This is a genomic window from Streptomyces sp. NPDC102514, assembly GCF_055584525.1.
Genome location: NZ_JBVJLW010000008.1, coordinates 233,724 through 253,741 on the forward strand (window position 1 = coordinate 233,724; position 20,018 = coordinate 253,741).

Consider the following 20,018-nt stretch of genomic DNA (forward strand, 5'->3'; position numbering starts at 1 on the left):
GTGACGCATGTGACGGAGACGGTCGAGACGGTCGAGACGGACGCGGGCACGGCCCGGATCACCTGGCACCGGGCGGTGAAGGCCGAGAAGCCCGGGGAAGCCGGCAAGCCCGACAAGGCTGACAGCGCTGACAAGGCTGACAGGGCGGCGAAGACGGCAACGGCGGCGAAGGCGGCGCGGCTCGTGCTGGCCGTCAGCCATGGTGCCGGTGGCGGGATCGAGGCGCGCGACCTGCGCGCGCTCGCCGCCGTCCTGCCCGCGCACGGAGTGACCGTGGCCCTCGTCGAGCAGCCCTGGCGGGTGGCGGGCAAGAAGCTCGCGCCCGCCCCGAAGACGCTGGACACGGGCTGGCGGGGCCTGTGGCCCGCGCTCGCCGCGCCGGGGCTCCCCGTCGTCGCGGGCGGCCGCAGCGCCGGAGCCCGGGTCGCCTGCCGCACGGCCTCCGAGCTGGGCGCCCACGCCGTCCTCGCGCTCAGTTTCCCCCTGCACCCGCCGGGCCGGCCGGAGAAGTCCCGCGCCGGCGAGCTGCTCGGGGCCGGGGTGCCCACGCTCGTCGTCCAGGGCGGCAACGACCCGTTCGGACGCCCCGAGGAGTTCCCGGAACGGACCCGGCCGGACTCGTACGAGCTCGTCGAGGTGCCGTACGGCGATCACGGGTTCGCGGTGCCGAAGCGTGCCCCGATCGACCAGGAGCAGGCGTTGACGGTCATCACGGACGGCGTCCTGAAGTGGGTTTCGTCACTCCCGTGACCCCGGGAATGTTGCGCCCCGGACCACTGTTGTGCGGATCAGACAGCACGGAAGGTGTGCTGGGAGACGTCGTACGAGAGGAAGTCCGCCGCATGGGTTCGACCATCTGCCCGAGCCGTGGCAGCAGCACAGACCTGGAGTGGTCGGTGCTGCACGCGGCGAAGACCGCCCCTGTTCGGGTGGCGGGCGGACCGGATCGGCAAGCCGCCGCGACCGCCGGTCGTCTATTCTCCGATTCAGGTGGGACCGGTTTCGGCCCCATCCAGACTCTGGAGGAGGTGGGTCCGGTCACAGGGACCGACGCAGGGACCGAAAACGGCCAGGCGGAGCAGCCCGAGGACACGGGCAGCAGCGAGTCCACCGCCGAGCGCAATGTGCGCTTCGAGCGGGACGCGCTGGAGTTCCTCGACCAGATGTACTCGGCCGCGCTGCGCATGACGCGGAACCCGGCCGACGCCGAGGACCTGGTGCAGGAGACGTACGCGAAGGCGTACGCGTCCTTCCACCAGTTCCGTGAGGGCACCAACCTCAAGGCGTGGCTGTACAGGATCCTCACCAACACCTTCATCAACTCGTACCGCAAGAAGCAGCGTGAGCCCCAGCGGTCCGCCGCCGAGGAGATCGAGGACTGGCAGCTGGCGCGTGCCGAGTCGCACATGTCGACCGGTCTGCGTTCCGCGGAGTCGCAGGCGCTCGACCACCTGCCCGACTCGGACGTCAAGTCGGCGCTGCAGGCGATCCCCGAGGAATTCCGCATCGCCGTCTATCTCGCGGACGTCGAGGGCTTTGCGTACAAGGAGATCGCGGACATCATGGGGACACCCATCGGTACGGTGATGTCCCGCCTGCACAGGGGTCGCCGTCAGTTGCGCGGCATGCTGGAGGACTACGCCAAGGACCGCGGCCTGGTCCCGGCGGGCGCCGGAGAGTCGGACGGAACGAAAGGCTCGGGCTCATGAGCTGCGGAGAGCCGCACGAGACGGACTGCAGTGAAGTACTCGATCATCTCTACGAGTTCCTCGACCACGAGATGCCCGATGCCGACTGCACCAAGTTCGAGGTGCACTTCGAGGAGTGCTCACCGTGCCTTGAGAAGTACGGACTCGAGCAGGCCGTGAAGAAGCTCGTCAAGCGGTGCTGCGGTCAGGACGACGTGCCGACCGATCTGCGGGCCAAGGTCATGGGCCGTATCGAGCTGATCCGCTCCGGGCAGACGGTGCCCGAGCACGAGGTGACGACCGCGGACGCCCGCGGCGCCGCCGCCGAGGGCTGAGAAGAGCCTCGCAGCACGTCTTGCGCCTCTGAGAACGACCCGACGCCGGACCGGTTCAGCCGGTCCGGCTTCTGGGCGTTACGGGTGACGCGGGCGTTGCGGATGTGACGGGCCTGGTGTCAGACCTCCAGTGCCGCCTCGATCCGCTTCAGGCTGTGCCGGGCCAGCGCCAGGTTGCTGCGTCCGCGGTCGAGGGCGAGGTACAGGAAGAGCGTGCCGTCGCTGGCGGTGAGCGGGCGTATCAGGTGGTACTGCTTGCCCAGCGTGATCAGAATGTCCTCGATGGTGTCGTCCATGGCCAGCGAGGACAGCGTCCGCAGCTTCGAGCGCATCACCTCGGTGTTGCCCGCCGACGCGAGTTCCAGGTCGAGCGTCGGTCCGCCGCCGAGCGTGCCGAGCGCCATGCCGCTCTCGTAGTCCACGAGGGAGACGCCGATGGCACCTTCCACGGCCATGGCTTCCTTGAGCGCGGTCTCGATGTTCATGCTGTTGCCCCAATTCCTCGGTGACGCTGTCCGGTCGTTGCCAGTACAACTACGATCGAACACAAGCGACTAGTGCGCCACAAAATACAAAATATGACGTCTGTTGCGTAAGTTGAAGCTCAAAGTAGTGTGCGACGTCAAGACGTGAAGGGGGAACGGGGTAATGACGACGGCCGTTGATGCCTCCCTGGTCCGGCTTCTCGACTCCCCCGGAGTCACCGGCGTCGCCCTGGTCGACGCGGTCACCGGCCTCACCTACGGGGTGGCCGGGAACGCGGAAGAGGCGGGGGACGGTGCCGAGTGCGCCGAACTCGCGGCCCTCATCGCCGAACGACTGGGGCGAGCGGGTGCCGAGGGGGAGTTGGAGAGTGTGATCATGACCAGCACGCGGCGCCATCAGGTGCTGCTCGCCGTGGAGCGGCCGGTCGGCGACCCGCTGCTGCTGACCGCGGGGATGGACCGGGAACGGGCCAACCTGGCGCTCGCCACGCGGAGCCTGGCCGACCGGGCCGCCGAGGTGCTCGCATGACGACAGCCGAGGCACGCAATCTGCCCGCGCTGCTGCAGGGGTTGCACGAAGAGGGTCACAGCGGGACCGTACGGGTCTCCGGATCTCCAGGCGGAACGATTCACCTGAGGGGCGGTCTGATCGTCGCGGTCGAGACGCCGGGCGCCCCGACCGCCACCTCGGTACTGCTCACGCCGGGCCGTATCGACGACGAGACCTGGCTGGCCGCCTGCGCGGCGGAGCCCGACACGGACGGGCTGGGCGGGTACCTGGTGTCCGCCGGTCTGATCGGCGCCGCCGAACTGGAGGTCGTGTGCGCCGCGTCGGTGTTCGACGCGGCCTTCGCCATGGCGATCGGGCCGCCCGGCGGCTGGACGCTGGACGGCCCGGAACCCGTCCTGCACGCCGGGCGCGGTGTGGAGCCGCGGCGGCTGACCGAGGAGACCACCCGGCGCATCGTGCGGCTCTCCGGGCCGTGGGGGGCGCCGGGCGAACTCGCCCGGATACGGCCCGCGGCACTGCCGGACGCCGGTCTGCGCCGCGGCCTCTCGGACCGCCATCGCTCCGTGCTGAGCACCGTCAACGGCCGCCGTACCGCCCGGGACATGGCCTTCACGCTCGGGCGCGGGCTGTACGCGATCATGCTGGACCTGACCCGTCTGGAGGCCCAGGACCTCATCCGCTGGGACACGGGCGGCCCGGCCGACGGCCGGCCCAGCACCGCACCGCGCGTGCTGCCCGGACGCGGCGCTCCGGACGCGTCGGAGGCGAGCCCTCCGCAGGCCGAGCCGGCCGCGAAGGCCGCGCCGCTGCCGAGGCGTACACGGGGTGGCGGCTCGTGGCCGGGGGAGACCCGGACGCGCGAGAGCCAGTCGCGCGACGGCCAGGCGCATGAGGCCCATGTGCCGGACGGGCAGGCGCGGGAAGGCCCGCCGGGGGAGGCGTCCGCTGAGGGAAGCGACGCTCTGCCCGCGGGGACGACCGGGGGGCACGGGGGCTAGTGAGTTCAAGCAGACGTCGGGCGGCCAAGCGTCTTCGACGGGGGACGAGCGCCGAGGCCCGGCGGACCGCGCACCGCCGCACACGAGGCCCGGACACCACGCCGGGCCCGGACGGCATGGGGACACGGGACACCACGCCGACATGGGACGACGTACGGGGATCGGGCGCCGGACCGGCACGCGACGGCGTACCTGGGCCGGACGCCGGACCGGCACCGGACTGCGTTCCGGGATCGGGCACCGTGCCGGGGTCCGGCGTACCTGGAACGGACGCCGGACCGGGGACGGACAGCGTGCCGGAGTCGGAGGCCGCGTCAGCGCCGGACACCTTGTCGGTGACTGGGGACCGTGATGCCCGTGGGGCGGGCGTGAGGCCGGGGGCCGACAGCTCGGCTTCGACTCCGGCGTCGGCTTCGGCGTCCGCGTTCGCGGAGCCGCCGCCGCCGTTGCCCGTGCGGGGTGCCGCCTCGTCCGCCTCCGCGCCGCCGTTCGCGCTGCCGCCGTTGTCGCCCGAGCAACTGGCCGCCGACCAGCCCTCTCTCGACATGCTGCGCCGGGTCCGCCGGGGCCTCGGCGCGCTTCCGGACGCCGACTGACACCGCTCCGACCGCACCACGACCACCCATGCACGCAGCAAGGAGCGCCATGAGCGACACGTCTCTGCCCAATCCCCTCACCGAGATCCTGACCTCGCTGCGCGACCGGGTGATGGGGGTCTCCGAAAGTGTCCTGTCCACGGCGGACGGACTTCTCGTGGTCGCCGACACGGACTCCTCCCACGCCGAGTCCGTCGCCGCGCTCGCCGCCGCGACCCTCGGTGTGGCCCGCCGTATGGCCGACCAGACGGGCGTCGGCGCGCTGCGCGAGGTGGTGGCGCGGTGCGGTTCGGGGCACGTCATCGTGATGGCCGTGGGCGACCGGGCCCTGCTGACCGTGATGGGGGACGACGGCCTGGACCTCGCCACGCTCCAGCGGGAGTCGCCCGCCACGGTGGAGCAGCTGACCCAGGCGCTCGCGGCCGACGTGGCGCGCTGAACCACCGGCCCGGAGAACGATCCGGATGCCGCCGGACTCGTACAGACGTCCGGTCGTAGCCGAGTACGAGCCCTCGTACGAACGCGCGGCTCACTCGAACGGGCGAATCTGCTCCCGTCGCCCGGTGAATCGGCCCATGCCTTCCCCCGGCCCCACCCGACCGCCCTATCGTCCATGTCCCGAAGGCTGTACGCGGGCCTGCGCGGTGCCTGTGCCGAATCTGTACGGGGCCCGTGCGAGGTGGTTCGAGCGGGAAGCGGGAGGGGGGCTGCGCCATGCGGTCGGTCCCGCCGTGGGCGCGTGTCTACGTCGTCTGCACCGCGCTCGCCGCGGCGTACTGCGCCGTGCCGGTGCCGGACACCCGTGCCCCCTGGCAGGCGGTGGCGCTGTTCGCGGTGCTCTGCGCGGCCTGCGAACTGTTCGCCGCGAGCCGCTTCGCGGGCGACGGCGGCCCCGAGGGCGCGGGAGCGTCCGGTGAGACCGGGGCCTCCCTCAGATGGCACACGCCGGTCATGCTCGCCGCCGCCTTCCTGCTGCCACCGCCCGCCGCCGCGCTCGTACCGCTGCCGGGGGCGCTGCTGGCCCGGGTCGAGCAGCGGCCACGGTGGCCGCGCCGGGTGTGGCGGGGCGCGCAGCTCGCGCTCAGCACCTGGGCGGCCTCGAAGGTCCACTGGTCGCTGGGCGGCCGGGACGCCGTCGTCACGTCCGACTTCCCCTACGCCCTGGCCGCCGCGGGCGCGGCCGTGGTGGCGTTCTGCCTGGTCCTGACCGTGCTCGACGGCGGCATCCTGGCACTCGCCGAACGGGTGCCGGTCCGGGCCGCGTGGCGCGGGCTGTTCCTGCGCTCGCTCGCGCCCGTCGCCGTGCACGGGCTCGCCGGACTGATGATGGCGGTGCTCTGGCGCAGCCCGTACGGGCCGGCCGCCGCGCTGCTCGTCCTGCTGCCGATGTACGTGTCGTGGTGGGTGTTCGCCCAGTACCACCGGGAGCGGGCCGCCCACCGGGCCACCATCCGGGCGCTCGTGCAGGCCGTCGACATCAAGGACGGCTACACGCGCGGGCACAGCGAACGGGTGGGGCAGGCGTCGATGATGATCGCCCGCGAACTGGGCATGGACGACGAACGGGCCGAGGTGCTCAGATTCGCCGGCATCCTGCACGACGTGGGCAAACTCGGGGTCCCCACCCGGCTGCTGCGCAAGGACGGGCCGCTGACGCCCGAGGAACGCCGGGTGATCGAGCTGCATCCCGAGTACGGGCACGAGATGGTCCGCGGGATCGGCTTCCTCGGTGAGGCCAGGTCGGCGATCCTGCACCACCACGAACGGCTCGACGGGAGTGGCTACCCGTACGGGCTGAAGGGGGGCCAGATCCCCGAGTTCGCCCGGGTGGTGGCGGTGGCGGACGCCTTCGACGCGATGACGTCGACCCGCTCGTACCGGCGGGCCCGGCCGGTCCCGGTGGCTCTGGAGGAACTGGAGCGATGCGCCGGGGCCCAGTTCGATCCGCGGATGGTGGAGGCCTTCGTACGGGCGCTCGTCCGGCAGGGCTGGCATCCCGCGGTGACGGCGGACGAGACAGCGCCGCACGCCGAACCCCACCACCCGCCGGCCCCACGCCTGCCCACCGACCCGGAGGCCGGCCGGAGCACCGACCGGGCGGCCGGTCCGGACCCCCGCCGCGGAACCGTCGGCGGGAGCGGGTCCGGCCCATGACCACGATCAGCGGGGAACCGCTCCCGCCCGCCGCGGGCCGCACCGGACCGCTCCCGCCGGCCGGCGCAGATCCTCCCCGCGTCCCGCTCGCCCTCACGCTCGTGCGGGCCGGCGCCGCGCTGGCCGCCGTGGCCGCTCTCGCCGTCACCCTCTGGGGCGGGATCGACGAGCGGGGGGCCGCTCTCGCCTTCGCCGTGCTCATCGGCGTGGGGGAGCTGGCCCGGTGGAGCGGCGCGGAGGAACGTGAGTCGGCGCCGCTGGCCGCCGCCGGGGCCCTCGCCTACGCGCTGCTCGGCGAGAACGCCGGTCACCCCTCCCACGACGGGGTCCCGCAGATCGTCGCCGTGGTCACGGCCGCCTCCCTGCTGGGCTGCGTGCCGCACATCGCGAAGGGCCGCGGGCCCACCGCGGACCATCTCACCCGGCGCGTCCTGACCGTCGGGTTCGCCGCGGTCTGCTTCCAGCCCCTCTACAACGAGGGCCGGCTGGCGGAGTGGGCGGAGACCGGGCCCGCGTACGCGGCGCTCGTCGTCGCGCTGCTCCTGCTGACCGCGCTGTGGGACGCCGTGCTGGCCGCGGCCATGGCGCACGCACGGACCCGGTGGCCCTTCGGACCGCTGCTGCGGGACGAACTGCGCGGCACCCTCGGCATCGGCTCGGCGGTCTGCGCGACCGGGGCCGTGATGGCGCTCGCGGTCGCCGTCGCGGGCCTGTGGGCGCTGCCCGTCTTCTCGCTGCCGCTGCTGCTCACCCAGCTGTCCTTCCGGCGGTACGCGGCCGTACGGACCACCTACCGCCAGACCATCGCCTCCCTCGCCCGGGCCACCGAGATAGCCGGTTACACCCCGGCGGGGCACGCTCGGCGCGTGGCCGCGCTCAGCCGGGCCGTGGGCCGTGAGCTGGGCCTGTCCGGACCCGAGCTGACCGTTCTGGAGTACGCGGCCCTGATGCACGACATCGGCCAGCTCTCGCTCGTCGACCCCGTACCCGCCGGTGCCACGGCCGCCCTGGCCCCCGCCGAACAGCGGCGCATCGCCCTGCTCGGCGGCGCGGTGGTCCGCCAGACGGGCGTGGCCTCCGCGGTCGCCGTCGTGGTGGAGCGGCAGGCGGACCCGTACCGGGACCAACCGGTCAGCGCGTCGATCGTCAGGGCCGTCAACGCGTACGAGGAGACAGCCCGGGAAGCAGGCCCCGGTGGGCCGCTGAAGGCGCTGGAGGAGCTGCGGCTGGGCACCGCGCGCGACTACCGGCCCGAGGTCGTCGAGTCGCTGGCCAGGGTGCTGGCGAGAGACGGTCTTACCTTGCCTCTGGTTGGGTAACCCATGGGTAATGAGCGCCCCTCCGCGCGTCCGTGGTTGGATGCGAGGAAGAGGACATCAGGGGGCACAGTCCAGCCCGAGGCTGCACGCTCTTCAACGAACTGGCAGGCGGGAATCGTGAGGATCTTCGGCAAGGGACGGCACCGGCCCTCCGCCTCATGGCGGCAGGCCACCGACCGTGCGTTCACCCTCATCGGCGACGGCCGGTACGAGGACGCGGGGGCGCTGCTGACACGTGCGGCGGACCTGGAACCCTGGCTTTCCGAGTCCTGGTTCAACCTCGCGCTGCTGCACAAGTTCCGGCACGACTGGGAACAGGCGCGGGCGGCCGGTCTGCGGGCCGTGGCGCTGCTCGACCGGGAGACCGGGGCCCCCGATTGGTGGAACGTCGGCATCGCGGCGACCGCCCTGCAGGACTGGCCGCTGGCCCGGCGGGCCTGGCAGGCGTACGGGCTGCGGGTGCCCGGCGGTGCCTCGCGGCCCAGGCCCGGCGCGGGCGCCGGCGCCTCCGGCGAACCGGTGGGCATGGACCTCGGCAGCGCCGCCGTACGGCTGTCGCCCGAGGGCGAGGCCGAGGTCGTGTGGGGGCGGCGGCTCGACCCCGCCCGTATCGAGGTCCTCTCCATCCCGCTGCCGTCCTCCGGGCGGCGCTGGGGCGAAGTGGTCCTGCACGACGGAGTCCCCCACGGGGAGCGGACCACCGCGGCGGGGCACGCGTATCCCGTCTTCGACGAGATCGAGCTGTGGGCGCCCTCGCCGGTGCCCACCTGGGTCGTGCTCCTGGAGGCCGAGACCGAGGACGACCGGGACGCCCTGGAACGGCTCGCGGCCGACGCGGGGTTCGCGGCGGAGGACTGGTCGTCGTCCGTGCGGCTGCTGTGCCGGATGTGCTCCGAGTCGCGGATGCCGTCCGACGAGGGGGACGGGGAGCATCTCGATCCGCACGATCACAGTGAGCCGGGGCATCCCGGGCCGCTCGGGCACCGGACCGACGGGCAGTTGTGGGTGCCCGAGCGTGAGTGCGGGCTCGCTGCGCCGGCTTCGCTGGTGCGGGGGTTGTTGGACGGGTGGGTCGCCGACAGTCCCGATTCGCGGGACTGGCGTGACCTCGAAGAGGTCTGTTAGCCGGCGGGCACGGTTGTGCCAGCCGGCGGGGGCGGGGTCGCGGGGGGCGTTCTTCGGGTGCGGGTCCGGCTGTGGCTGGTCGCGCAGTTCCCCGCGCCCCTAAGGGACGCGGCGCCCCCGTACCCTGTATCCGCATCACAACCCCGTTTTTCCGAGGAAGGCTTACGTCGGTCATGGCGCAGCAGGACACTGAGCAGCAGCACTCCGGGGTGCTCCCCGTGGACGACGAGGGCTTCGTCATCGACACCGAGAACCAGGAGGAGCGTGAGGCGGCCTACCGCGGGCGCGGGACCTCCCGGCCCATCACGGTCGTCGGGAACCCGGTGCTGCACAAGGAGTGCAGGGACGTCACGGACTTCGGGGACGACCTCGCCCGGCTCGTCGACGACATGTTCGCCAGCCAGCACACCGCCGAGGGCGTGGGCCTGGCCGCGAACCAGGTCGGTGTCGACCTCAAGGTGTTCGTCTACGACTGCCCGGACGACGAGGGCAAGCGGCACACCGGAGTGATCTGCAACCCCGTGCTCGTCGAGCTGCCCGCCGAGCGGCGCCAGCTGGACGAGAGCAACGAGGGCTGCCTGTCGGTGCCGACCGCGTACGCGCCGCTGGCCCGCCCCGACTACGCCGAGGTCACCGGGCAGGACGAGAAGGGCAACCCGATCAAGGTGCGGGGCACGGGCTACTTCGCGCGCTGCCTCCAGCACGAGACGGACCACCTGTACGGGTACCTCTACATCGACCGGCTCTCCAAGCGCGAGCGCAAGGACGCGCTGCGGCAGATGGCCGAGAACGAACCGCGCTACCCCGTCGTCGCGAACGACTGAGAACACCCGCGAACGTCTGAGGACGCCTGCGCACGTCTGCGGCACAGAACGGCAACCGGGGCGTGAGCGTCCCGCACCCACGGCGCCTGGTCGGATTCCCCTCCGACCAGGCGCCGTTCGTCTGCGCGTAGCACGTTCGATCCCTTGTGCGCCTGTAATGATCCATATTCAGTCACACATAGGGAGATTCTCGGCATCGTGGGGTAGTGAGCGAAGCAAATCCGTTCCCAGAACGGTCAGTTGTGGTGCTGAATGGGAAGTGCGGGGATACGCAACGGCGCACGCCCGGCACAGCGGAAGGGGCGTGTCGTCAACAGGCGGCTGAGAGGGGTTTGTTCGTGCCTGCTTTCCCACAGAGCACCTCAACGACGTACACCTCGGCCCTCGTTCCACCGGCGCTCTCTCTTCCGGTGATCGAGGCCGAGTTTCCCCGTCAACTCCATCCGTATTGGCCTCGACTCCAGGAGAACACCAGGGCCTGGCTCCTGGAAATGCGCCTCATGTCGGCGGCGAAGGTCGAGGCATATGCCGATGGGCTTTGCTACACCGACCTCATGGCGGGCTTCTACATTGGCGCGCCCGACGAGGTCCTCCAGGCGATAGCGGACTACAGCGCGTGGTTCTTCGTCTGGGACGACCGCCACGACCGTGATGTCATCCACGACCGGCCGGTGGCCTGGCAGCTGCTCAGGACCCGACTGCACGCGGCCCTCGACTCCCCGAAGGAGCATCTGTACCACCAGGACCCCCTGGTGGCGGGGTTCGCGGACAGCATGGTCCGGCTGTACTCGTTCCTGGGCGAGGGGTGGAACGCGCGGTTCGCCGACCATTTCCACACCGTCATCGAGGCGTACGACCAGGAATTCCGCAACCGTGTGGCGGGCATTGTCCCGACCGTCGAGGAATATCTCGAACTGCGGCGGAACACGTTCGCGCACTGGATCTGGCTCGACCTGCTCGAACCGAGCGCGGAGTACGAACTGCCCGTCGCCGTGCGGGAGAACCCCGCATACCGGAGAGCTGCTCTGCTGTGCCAGGATTTCGCCGCCTGGTACAACGATCTGTGCTCTCTCCCCAAGGAAATAGCGGGCGACGAGGTGCACAATCTCGGTATCAGTCTCATTCATCACGAGGGAATGCGGCTGGAAGAATCGGTCAAAGAAGTCAGGCGGCGGGTCGAGGAATGCGTCACTGAATTCCTCGACGTCGAACAGGAGGTATTGCGGTACGCGGAAAGGATCGACAACGGGTCCGTCCGCGGCGCCGAACTAGCGGCTGCCGTACGGGCGTGCCTGTTCAACATGCGGAATTGGTTCAGCTCCGTGTACTGGTTCCACCACGAGTCGGGACGGTACATGGTCGACAGCTGGGACGACCGCACCACACCCCCGTACGTCAACAACGAAGCGGCAGGTGAGAAATGACCGTCGAGTCGGTACGGTCCGCTGCACACCAAGCGGCAGAACTGTCCACCCCGCCCCTCGCCGGAGGCGGCGTCCCCGGCCTGGGACACGGCCTGAAACTGGTCCGCGACCCGCTGGGTTTCCTCTCCCGGCTGCGCGACCAGGGCGAGGTCGTCCGGCTGAAGCTGGGCCCCAAGACGGTGTACGCCGTCACCACGCCGGCCCTCACCGGGGAGCTGGCTCTGAGCCCCGACTTCAAGATCGACGGGCCCCTGTGGGAGTCCCTGGAAGGCCTGCTCGGCAAGGAGGGAGTGGCGACCGCCAACGGCTCGCGGCACCGGCGTCAGCGCCGGACGATCCAGCCCGCGTTCCGGTTGGACGCCATCCCCGGCTACGGGCCGATCATGGAGGAGGAGGCGCACGCCCTCGCGGAGCGCTGGCGGCCCGGCGAGACGATCGACTGCACCGCGGAGTCGTTCCGCGTCGCCGTCCGCATCGCCGCCCGCTGCCTGCTGCGCGGCGACTTCATGGACGAGCGGGCCGAGCGGCTGAGCATCGCCCTCGCCACCGTCTTCCGCGGCATGTACCGCCGTATGGTCGTTCCCGCGGGACCGCTCTACCGGCTTCCGCTTCCGGCCAATCGTAAATTCGACCGCGCATTGGCCGATTTGCACCTCCTGGTCGACGAGATCGTGGCGGAGCGCCGCGCATCTGGTCAAAAGCCGGACGATTTGCTGACAGCATTGCTGGAAGCGAAGGACGAGAATGGCGAGCCCATCGGGGAACAGGAGATCCACGACCAGGTGGTCGCGATACTCACCCCCGGAAGCGAAACGGTCGCTTCCACGATCATGTGGCTTCTGCAGGTCCTCGCGGAACACCCGGAACACGCGGACCGAGTACGCGAAGAGGTCGAATCGGTCACTGATGGCCGTCCTGTCGCATTCGCGGACGTGCGGAAGCTGTCCCACACGAACAATGTCGTCGTCGAGGCCATGCGGTTGCGTCCCGCCGTATGGATATTGACGCGCCGGGCCGTGACCGAAACCGCACTCGGTGGGTATCGCATTCCGGCCGGGGCCGACATCGTCTACAGCCCGTACGCGATACAGCGCGACGCGCGTTCGTACGGCGGGCATCTGGAGTTCGACCCCGATCGCTGGCTTCCGGAACGTGCCAAGGACGTGCCGAAGTACGCGATGAGCCCGTTCAGTGTGGGCAACCGGAAGTGCCCGAGCGACCACTTCTCGATGGCCCAGCTCGGGCTCGTCACGGCGGCGGTGGCCTCGCGCTGGCGCCTTGAACAGGTGTCCGAGTCGAACGACACGACCCGCGTCGGCATCACGCTGCGGCCGCACCGGCTGCTGCTGAGGGCCGTGCCGCGCTGACCCCTCCGCGCACGTTCAGGCGGCCTGCGGGCCCCTGAACGTGCGCCGGTACGCGTTCGGTGTCGTCCCCAGCGAGCGGACGAACTGATGGCGCAGCGCGGCCGCGGTCCCGAACCCCGTGCGGTCCGCGATGAAGTCCATCGTCTCGTCGGTGGCCTCCAGCAACTCCTGTGCCAGCAGTACCCGCTGGCGCAGCAGCCAGCGGTACGGAGTGGTCCCCGTCTCCTGCTGGAAGCGCCGGGCGAAGGTGCGCGGCGACATGTGCGCGCGGGCGGCGAGCTGTTCGACGGTCACCTCCTCGCCGAGGTGGCCCTCCATCCAGACGAGCACCGCACCGACCGTGTCGCACTGCGAGCGCGGCAGCGGGCGCTCGATGTACTGGGCCTGGCCGCCGTCGCGGTGCGGCGGCACCACCATGCGCCGCGCGATGCTGTTGGCGACCTCGGGACCCTGCTCCTTGCGGACGATGTGCAGACAGGCGTCGATGCCGGAGGCGGTGCCCGCCGAGGTGATCACCGGGTCCTCGTCCACGTACAGCACGTCCGGTTCGACCTTCGCCAGGGGATGGCGGGCGGCCAGCTTGTCGGCGTGCCGCCAGTGGACCGCGCAGCGGCGCCCGTCGAGCAGTCCGGCCGCGCCGAGCACGAAGACCCCGGAGCAGACGCTCAGCACCTTGGTGCCGCGGTCGGCGGCCCGGACCAGGGCGTCGAGCAGCGCGGGCGGGTAGGTGCGCCCGATGTAGTGGCTTCCGGCGGGCACGACGATGAGGTCGGCCTCCTCCAGCCGGTCCAGCCCGTACGGCGTGGAGAGGGTGAAGCCCGGGACGTGGGTGGCGAGGGTCGGCCCCTCGGCCGAGGCGACCGCGAAGTCGTACACCGGAAGTCCCTCGTCGCTGCGGTCGAGGCCGAACACCTCGCACACGACGCCGAGTTCGAAGGGATGCGCGCCGTCGAGCAGGACGGCGGCCACGTTGGTCAGCATGCTGACAGTGTGCACCCGCTCTGGCAGGAAATCGAGGGTGTACGGCAGTCCTGCCACTCACGGTAAGGAGTATTCGGCGCGACAGTGGTGTCCATGAATACGACACAGCTGGAAGGCCTGATCGGAATGCTCTTCGTCCTCGGAATCCTCGTCCTGCTCGTCCTCCCCGCGGTGTTCGGCATCGTGCGCGACCGGCGCGTCGACCGTCAGCTCAGGGAGGCCGAGCAGGGCCCCGCGAGGGAGCGGGGCCCCGCGGAGGATCAGAAGTCCTCGTCAAGGTCGACCGTCCCCTCCACCGCCACCTGGTACGCCGAGGGCCGGCGCTCGAAGAAGTTGGTCAGCTCCTGAACCCCCTGCAGCTCCATGAAGGAGAAGGGGTTCTCGGAGCCGTACACCGGGGCGAGGCCCAGGCGCTGCAGCCGCTGGTCGGCCACGCACTCCAGGTACTGCCGCATCGACTCGGTGTTCATGCCCGGCAGGCCCTCACCGCACAGGTCGCGCCCGAACTGCAGCTCGGCCTCGACGGCCTCGCGCATCATGTCGGTCACCTGCTGCCGGAGTTCCTCGTCGAAGAGCTCCGGCTCCTCCTTGCGGACCGTGTCCACGACCTCGAAGGCGAAGCTCATGTGCATCGTCTCGTCGCGGAACACCCAGTTGGTGCCGGTCGCCAGGCCGTGCAGCAGGCCCCGGCTGCGGAACCAGTAGACGTACGCGAAGGCCCCGTAGAAGAACAGGCCCTCGATGCACGCGGCGAAGCAGATGAGGTTCAGCAGGAAGCGGCGGCGGTCGGCCTTCGTCTCCAGCCGGTCCAGCTTCTCCACCGAGTCCATCCACTTGAAGCAGAACTCGGCCTTCTCACGGATGGACGGGATGCTCTCGACGGCGTCGAACGCCGCCGCGCGGTCCGCCGGATCGGGCAGATAGGTGTCGAGCAGCGTCAGATAGAACTGGACGTGCACGGCCTCCTCGAAGAGCTGACGGCTCAGATACAGCCGCGCCTCGGGGGAGTTGATGTGCTTGTAGAGCGTCAGGACCAGGTTGTTCGACACGATCGAGTCGCCCGTCGCGAAGAACGCGACCAGCCGGCCGATCATGTGCTGCTCACCCGGTGACAGCTTCGCCAGGTCGGAGACGTCCGAGTGGAGGTCGACCTCCTCGACGGTCCAGGTGTTCTTGATCGCGTCCCGGTAGCGCTCGTAGAAGTCCGGGTAGCGCATGGGGCGCAGGGTCAGCTCGAAGCCGGGGTCGAGCAGGTTCTTCCCGGTCTTCTCGGCCTGCTGGGCCTTCTCCGGTGCGTCAGGTGCGGTGGTCATTACTGGCAGGCCTCGCAGGACTCGGGGTTCTCAAGGGAGCAGGCGACCGCGTCGGGGTCGGCGGCCTGCTGGACGGGGATGGTGGCCTCGGGCACGCTCTGCGCCTGGGCGGCGCGGGCGATACGGGTCGCCGGACGCGAGCGCAGGTAGTACGTCGTCTTCAGCCCCGACTTCCAGGCGTACGCGTACATCGAGGAGAGCTTGCCGATGGTCGGCGTCTCCAGGAACAGGTTCAGCGACTGGGCCTGGTCGAGGAACGGGGTCCGGGCGGCGGCCATGTCGATCAGACCGCGCTGCGGGATCTCCCAGGCCGTGCGGTACAGGTCGCGCACGTCCTGCGGGACCCAGGTGAAGCCCTGCACCGAGCCGTTGGACTCGCGCAGCGCCTCCCGGGTCTGCGCGTCCCACACGCCGAGCTTCTTCAGCTCGGCCACCAGGTACGAGTTGACCTGGAGGAACTCGCCGGACAGCGTCTCGCGCTTGAACAGGTTGGAGACCTGCGGCTCGATGCACTCGTACACGCCCGCGATGGACGCGATGGTGGCCGTCGGGGCGATGGCCAGCAGCAGCGAGTTGCGCATGCCGACCGCGGCGATCCGCTCCCGCAGGGCGGCCCAGCGCTCCGGCCAGTTCAGCTCGACGTCGTAGTGGTCCGGGTGCAGCACACCCTGGGCCGTACGGGTCTTCTCCCAGGCGGGCAGCGGGCCGTTGCGCTCGGCGAGGTCGGCGGACGCCTCGTACGAGGCGAGCATGATCCGCTCGGCGATCCGGGTGGAGAGGGCGCGCGCCTGCGGCGAGTCGAACGGCAGCCGCAGCTTGAAGAAGACGTCCTGCAGCCCCATCGCGCCGAGGCCCACCGGACGCCACTTGGCGTTGGAGCGGCCCGCCTGCTCGGTCGGGTAGAAGTTGATGTCGACGACCCGGTCGAGGAAGGTGACGGCGGTCCGGACGGTCGCGTCGAGCCGCTCCCAGTCGATGTCGCCGGCGTCCGCGTCCACGAAGGCGCCGAGGTTGACCGACCCGAGGTTGCAGACCGCGGTCTCCCCGTCGTCCGTGACCTCCAGGATCTCGGTGCACAGGTTCGAGGAGTGGACCGTGTGGCCGGGCAGCGCGGTCTGGTTGGCCGTGCGGTTGGCGGCGTCCTTGAAGGTCATCCAGCCGTTGCCGGTCTGCGCGAGGGTACGCATCATGCGGCCGTACAGATCACGGGCGGGGATGGTCTTCTTGGCGAGCCCGGCGGCCTCCGCCTTGCGGTAGGCGGCCTCGAAGTCGGCGCCCCACAGGTCGACCAGCTCGGGCACGTCCGAGGGGGAGAACAGCGACCAGTCGCGGTCCTCGTTCACCCGGCGCATGAACTCGTCCGGGATCCAGTGCGCGAGGTTCAGGTTGTGCGTACGCCGGGCGTCCTCACCGGTGTTGTCGCGCAGCTCCAGGAACTCCTCGATGTCGGAGTGCCAGGTCTCCAGGTAGACCGCCGCCGCGCCCTTGCGCCGGCCGCCCTGGTTCACCGCGGCGACCGAGGCGTCGAGGGTCTTCAGGAACGGGACGATGCCGTTCGAGTGCCCGTTCGTGCCGCGGATCAGCGAACCGCGCGAACGGATCCGGGAGTACGAGAGCCCGATGCCGCCCGCGTGCTTCGAGAGGCGGGCCACCTGGTGGTAGCGGTCGTAGATGGAGTCCAGCTCGTCCAGCGGGGAGTCGAGGAGGTAGCAGGACGACATCTGCGGGTGGCGCGTACCGGAGTTGAAGAGCGTGGGGGAGGACGGCAGGTAGTCCAGGCGGCTCATCAGCCGGTACAGGGACGCGACTTCGTCGACGGACCTCGTCGTGTCGTCCTCGGCCAGTCCGCTCGCCACCCGCAGCATGAAGTGCTGGGGCGTCTCGACGACGGACCGTGTGATCGGGTGCCGCAGCAGGTACCGGCTGTGCAGGGTACGCAGGCCGAAGTAGCCGAAGCGGTCGTCGCCCGCCAGGTCGATCAGCGTGTCCAGCCGGGCCGCGTGGAGGCGCACGAACGCGGCCGTGCGGTCGGCGATCAGGCCCTCGCGGTGGCCGACGGCGACCGACTCGGAGAAGGAGCGCACGCCCTGCGAGGCGGCCTCCGCGGCGATGGTGACGGTCAGCAGCCGGGCGGCCAGCTTCGAGTAGACCGGGTCCTCGGAGATGAGACCGGCGGCCGACTCCGTGGCCAGCTCACGCAGCTCCGCGATGTCCGCGGCGGCGGACCGGCCGCGCAGCGCGGCGGCGGCGACCCGGCCGGGGTCGGCACCGGGGAGGTCGGCGGTGAAGTCGGTCAGGATCCGCAGCAACGCGGTTCCCGGTCCGTCGGCCTCGGCCCTGTCCTGCTGGTCCCGGGTCGCTGTCGCGGAGACCGGATCGGCTGGCGCGATGGTCACGTGGGGCTCTCCCTCGCTCGGCACGGGGGCCTCGGGGGAGAGGGGTTCGGGGCACACGGGGGTACGCGCCCTGGGCAGCGGTACGCCGCGTCCACCGGCCCACTCCGCGAGGCCCGGACGTCATGCACCCGGACCGGACGGCCTGGGCGCGCTGTCGGCAGGTCCTCGGACTGACTCCTGTACGCGACATGCGGGCATATCACGTACAAGTACACCGTTGCGGGACAGTTCCGGACTCACACCGGATTCCCCTGCGACGACAGCGAGCATGAGCATACATCTTGTGCCGGGCTCCGGAAGCACCCCCACATGTTGTGTCGTGTCGGCTCCGTACGGTGCAGGGGAGCGGGCTGCGGAGGTGCGGCCTGCCTCGGGGGCGCCGCCCCCGAACCCCCGGTCCTCAAACACCGGACGGGCTGAGAGATCCGTGAATCTCCAGCCCGTCCGGCGTTTGAGGGCAAAGGGGGGCGAGGGGGCGCAGCCCCCATGCAGTGACGGGAAGGGTAGGGGCGGCGGGGGCGAAAAACCCCTAGTGGCCCGCCCCCGCCGTGGCAGGCGGCAGGTCCACCTGGACCCCCTTGTCGCCGGCATCCGCCGTGTAGTCCTCGGCAGAGGTCTCGTCGACCCCGTCCGGCGCCTTGACCGCCCGAAGGACGAACGTCAGCACCACCGTCACCAGCAGGTTCAGCACGAACGCGGTCAGCCCGATGTACCCGATCTCCCCGATCCCGGGAATCTCCTTCGAGGACCCGCCGAAGTGCTTCTGCGTCGGCGAGGCCACCCCGTACGCGGCGACCGTCCCGTACAGCATCCCGACCGCCCAGCCCGCGAGCAGCGCCCATCGGTGGAACCAGCGCGTGAACAGTCCGCCGACGAGCGCCGGGAAGGTCTGCAGGATCCAGATCCCGCCGAGGAGCTGGAAGTTGATCGCGACCGTCTTGTCCATGGTCAGGACGAAGACCAGCGCGCCGACCTTCACGAGCAGCGAGACCAGCTTGGAGACCTTGGTCTCCTGGGCGGGCGTCGCGTCGGGCTTGATGAAGTCCTTGTAGATGTTGCGGGTGAACAGGTTGGCCGCCGCGATGGACATGATGGCCGCCGGCACGAGCGCGCCGATCCCGATCGCCGCGAACGCCACGCCCGCGAACCAGTCCGGGAACATGGTCTCGAAGAGCTGCGGGATCGCCAGCTGCCCGTTGTCCACCTTGATCCCGGCCGCGATCGCCATGAAGCCGAGCAGCGCGAGCAGGCCCAGCATCAGCGAGTACAGCGGCAGGATCGTGGTGTTGCGCCGGATCACCTCACGGCTGCGCGAGGACAGCGTCGCCGTGATCGAGTGCGGGTACATGAACAGCGCGAGCGCGGAGCCCAGCGCCAGCGTCGCGTACGTCCACTGGCCCGCCTCGCCCGGGACCAGGGAGCCGCGTGGCGCGCCGGTCGCCGGGTTGGTCTGGTTGTACGCCTCGCCCGCCTTGGCGAAGATCTCGTCGAAGCCGCCCAGCTTGATCGGGATGTAGATGATCGCGACCGCGATGACGATGTAGATCAGCGTGTCCTTGACGAACGCGATCAGGGCGGGCGCGCGCAGCCCGGACGAGTACGTGTACGCGGCCAGCACGCCGAAGGCGATGAGCAGCGGCAGGTCCTTGACGAACCAGTTGGTGTCCTCACCGCCGCCGACGCCCATCACGTCCAGGACGGCCTGGATGCCCACCAGTTGCAGCGCGATGTACGGCATGGTCGCGAGGATGCCGGTGACGGCGACCGCGAGCGACAGCCCCTTCGAGCCGAAGCGTCCGCGCACGAAGTCGGACGTCGTCACGTACCCGTGCTTGTGCGAGACCGACCACAGGCGCGGCAGGAAGGTGAAGATCAGGGGATAGACGAGGATCGTGTACGGGACGGCGAAGAAGCCGGCCGCGCCCGCCGCGTAGATCGCCGCCGGGACCGCCACGAACGTATACGCCGTGTAGAGGTCGCCGCCGAGCAGGAACCAGGTGACCCAGGTGCCGAACGACCGTCCGCCCAGGCCCCATTCGTCGAGGGTCTGCTCGCCGTCGGCCCGGCGCCAGCGCGAGGCCAGGAAGCCCATGACCGTGACGGCCACGAAGAAGAAGATGAAGACGGCGAGTGCCACGCCGTTCACGCCGTCCTTCATGCGGACGCGCCCCCGTTCTGTGCCCGGCGGGCGGCCTTGCGGGCGCGCTGCTCACGGTTCCACAGCGTGTACGCGGTCATCGTGAGCGCGGTCGAGATGAGCACCCACAGCATCTGGTACCAGTAGAAGAACGGGATACCGATGAAGGTCGGGTCGACCTTCGCGTACGACCCCACCCAGAGCATCGCCACGAACGGCGCGATCAGGCAGACGGCGATCACCACACGGACCGGTGTCACCACCGGTGGTTCCCCTTCGGGCGCTCTTGGCACATCCGGTGTTTCCGACATACGGCGGCTCCGTCCCCTCACTGATCACCTGTGCAACGCGCAGGAAATCTAAGG

General features: G+C 70.5%; 20 protein-coding genes and 1 riboswitch. Of the genes, 14 read left to right on the forward strand and 6 right to left on the reverse strand.

Annotation, left to right across the window (positions count from 1 at the left end):
• The 3 genes from ACZ60E_RS22035 to rsrA all read left to right on the forward strand — a co-directional run bounded on the left by ACZ60E_RS22035 (position 1) and on the right by rsrA (position 2,023).
• The gene (locus ACZ60E_RS22035) at positions 1 to 750 is read left to right on the forward strand and encodes an alpha/beta hydrolase family protein (RefSeq protein WP_469442521.1); all 750 of its coding nucleotides are present in this window, start codon (positions 1 to 3) and stop codon (positions 748 to 750) included.
• 278 nt (positions 751 to 1,028) lie between these two features.
• Positions 1,029 to 1,709 carry an RNA polymerase sigma factor SigR gene (sigR, locus tag ACZ60E_RS22040; protein WP_055507026.1) on the forward strand — a complete coding sequence of 227 codons (681 nt, stop codon included), beginning with the start codon at positions 1,029 to 1,031 and terminating at the stop codon, positions 1,707 to 1,709.
• Positions 1,706 to 2,023, forward strand: a complete 318-nt coding sequence (gene rsrA, locus ACZ60E_RS22045; protein ID WP_384804444.1) for a mycothiol system anti-sigma-R factor — start codon at positions 1,706 to 1,708, stop codon at positions 2,021 to 2,023. Before sigR ends, rsrA begins: the two co-directional genes overlap by 4 nt.
• A 119-nt stretch (positions 2,024 to 2,142) precedes the next feature.
• Here rsrA and ACZ60E_RS22050 read toward each other — a convergent pair whose 3' ends face one another.
• On the reverse strand, positions 2,143 to 2,508 hold the full coding sequence (locus tag ACZ60E_RS22050; RefSeq protein WP_469442524.1) for a hypothetical protein: 366 nt from the start codon (positions 2,506 to 2,508) through the stop codon (positions 2,143 to 2,145).
• A 163-nt stretch (positions 2,509 to 2,671) separates the two neighbouring features.
• Between ACZ60E_RS22050 and ACZ60E_RS22055 the strand changes: the two genes are divergently transcribed.
• The 10 genes from ACZ60E_RS22055 to ACZ60E_RS22100 all read left to right on the forward strand — a co-directional run bounded on the left by ACZ60E_RS22055 (position 2,672) and on the right by ACZ60E_RS22100 (position 12,826).
• Positions 2,672 to 3,037, forward strand: coding sequence for a hypothetical protein (locus ACZ60E_RS22055; protein ID WP_384804440.1), 366 nt, complete (start codon positions 2,672 to 2,674; stop codon positions 3,035 to 3,037).
• Positions 3,034 to 4,017, forward strand: coding sequence for a DUF4388 domain-containing protein (locus tag ACZ60E_RS22060; RefSeq protein WP_469442526.1), 984 nt, complete (start codon positions 3,034 to 3,036; stop codon positions 4,015 to 4,017). Before ACZ60E_RS22055 ends, ACZ60E_RS22060 begins: the two co-directional genes overlap by 4 nt.
• A 446-nt stretch (positions 4,018 to 4,463) precedes the next feature.
• Positions 4,464 to 4,613, forward strand: coding sequence for a hypothetical protein (locus ACZ60E_RS22065; protein WP_469442755.1), 150 nt, complete (start codon positions 4,464 to 4,466; stop codon positions 4,611 to 4,613).
• Between the two features lie 49 nt (positions 4,614 to 4,662).
• On the forward strand, positions 4,663 to 5,052 hold the full coding sequence (locus tag ACZ60E_RS22070; protein ID WP_384804434.1) for a roadblock/LC7 domain-containing protein: 390 nt from the start codon (positions 4,663 to 4,665) through the stop codon (positions 5,050 to 5,052).
• Positions 5,053 to 5,327: 275 nt separating this feature from the next.
• Positions 5,328 to 6,767 (forward strand): HD-GYP domain-containing protein, encoded by a 1,440-nt coding sequence (locus ACZ60E_RS22075; protein WP_469442528.1) that lies wholly within the window; start codon positions 5,328 to 5,330, stop codon positions 6,765 to 6,767.
• Positions 6,764 to 8,086 (forward strand): HD-GYP domain-containing protein, encoded by a 1,323-nt coding sequence (locus ACZ60E_RS22080; RefSeq protein ID WP_469442529.1) that lies wholly within the window; start codon positions 6,764 to 6,766, stop codon positions 8,084 to 8,086. Before ACZ60E_RS22075 ends, ACZ60E_RS22080 begins: the two co-directional genes overlap by 4 nt.
• A 117-nt stretch (positions 8,087 to 8,203) precedes the next feature.
• Positions 8,204 to 9,211 (forward strand): tetratricopeptide repeat protein, encoded by a 1,008-nt coding sequence (locus ACZ60E_RS22085; RefSeq protein ID WP_210889908.1) that lies wholly within the window; start codon positions 8,204 to 8,206, stop codon positions 9,209 to 9,211.
• A gap of 173 nt (positions 9,212 to 9,384) precedes the next feature.
• Positions 9,385 to 10,035: a peptide deformylase gene (gene def / locus ACZ60E_RS22090; protein ID WP_384804426.1), complete on the forward strand. Its 651-nt coding sequence runs from the start codon at positions 9,385 to 9,387 to the stop codon at positions 10,033 to 10,035.
• Between the two features lie 338 nt (positions 10,036 to 10,373).
• Complete coding sequence (gene cyc1 / locus ACZ60E_RS22095) at positions 10,374 to 11,459, forward strand: epi-isozizaene synthase (RefSeq protein WP_469442532.1); 1,086 nt, start codon at positions 10,374 to 10,376, stop codon at positions 11,457 to 11,459.
• Complete coding sequence (locus ACZ60E_RS22100; protein WP_453792276.1) at positions 11,456 to 12,826, forward strand: bifunctional albaflavenone monooxygenase/terpene synthase; 1,371 nt, start codon at positions 11,456 to 11,458, stop codon at positions 12,824 to 12,826. Before cyc1 ends, ACZ60E_RS22100 begins: the two co-directional genes overlap by 4 nt.
• Positions 12,827 to 12,841: 15 nt before the next feature.
• Here ACZ60E_RS22100 and ACZ60E_RS22105 read toward each other — a convergent pair whose 3' ends face one another.
• On the reverse strand, positions 12,842 to 13,807 hold the full coding sequence (locus ACZ60E_RS22105) for a helix-turn-helix domain-containing protein (RefSeq protein ID WP_385834482.1): 966 nt from the start codon (positions 13,805 to 13,807) through the stop codon (positions 12,842 to 12,844).
• A 93-nt stretch (positions 13,808 to 13,900) separates the two neighbouring features.
• On the opposite strand from ACZ60E_RS22105, the gene ACZ60E_RS22110 reads away from it, so the two are divergent.
• On the forward strand, positions 13,901 to 14,155 hold the full coding sequence (locus ACZ60E_RS22110; protein ID WP_384804418.1) for a hypothetical protein: 255 nt from the start codon (positions 13,901 to 13,903) through the stop codon (positions 14,153 to 14,155).
• Here ACZ60E_RS22110 and ACZ60E_RS22115 read toward each other — a convergent pair.
• The 4 genes from ACZ60E_RS22115 to ACZ60E_RS22130 form a co-directional block, all read right to left on the reverse strand.
• Entirely contained in the window at positions 14,068 to 15,120 is a 1,053-nt protein-coding gene (locus tag ACZ60E_RS22115) for a ribonucleotide-diphosphate reductase subunit beta (RefSeq protein ID WP_469442536.1), read from the reverse strand. The two genes, ACZ60E_RS22110 and ACZ60E_RS22115, sit on opposite strands and share 88 nt — an antisense overlap.
• Positions 15,120 to 17,516, reverse strand: a complete 2,397-nt coding sequence (locus tag ACZ60E_RS22120; RefSeq protein WP_469442537.1) for a ribonucleoside-diphosphate reductase subunit alpha — start codon at positions 17,514 to 17,516, stop codon at positions 15,120 to 15,122. Before ACZ60E_RS22120 ends, ACZ60E_RS22115 begins: the two co-directional genes overlap by 1 nt.
• 139 nt (positions 17,517 to 17,655) lie before the next feature.
• Positions 17,656 to 17,792: riboswitch (cobalamin riboswitch) on the reverse strand.
• A gap of 253 nt (positions 17,793 to 18,045) precedes the next feature.
• Positions 18,046 to 19,674 carry a monocarboxylate uptake permease MctP gene (gene mctP, locus ACZ60E_RS22125; protein ID WP_469442538.1) on the reverse strand — a complete coding sequence of 543 codons (1,629 nt, stop codon included), beginning with the start codon at positions 19,672 to 19,674 and terminating at the stop codon, positions 18,046 to 18,048.
• Positions 19,671 to 19,964, reverse strand: a complete 294-nt coding sequence (locus tag ACZ60E_RS22130) for a DUF3311 domain-containing protein (RefSeq protein WP_385838202.1) — start codon at positions 19,962 to 19,964, stop codon at positions 19,671 to 19,673. Before ACZ60E_RS22130 ends, mctP begins: the two co-directional genes overlap by 4 nt.
• Positions 19,965 to 20,018 lie beyond the last annotated feature (54 nt).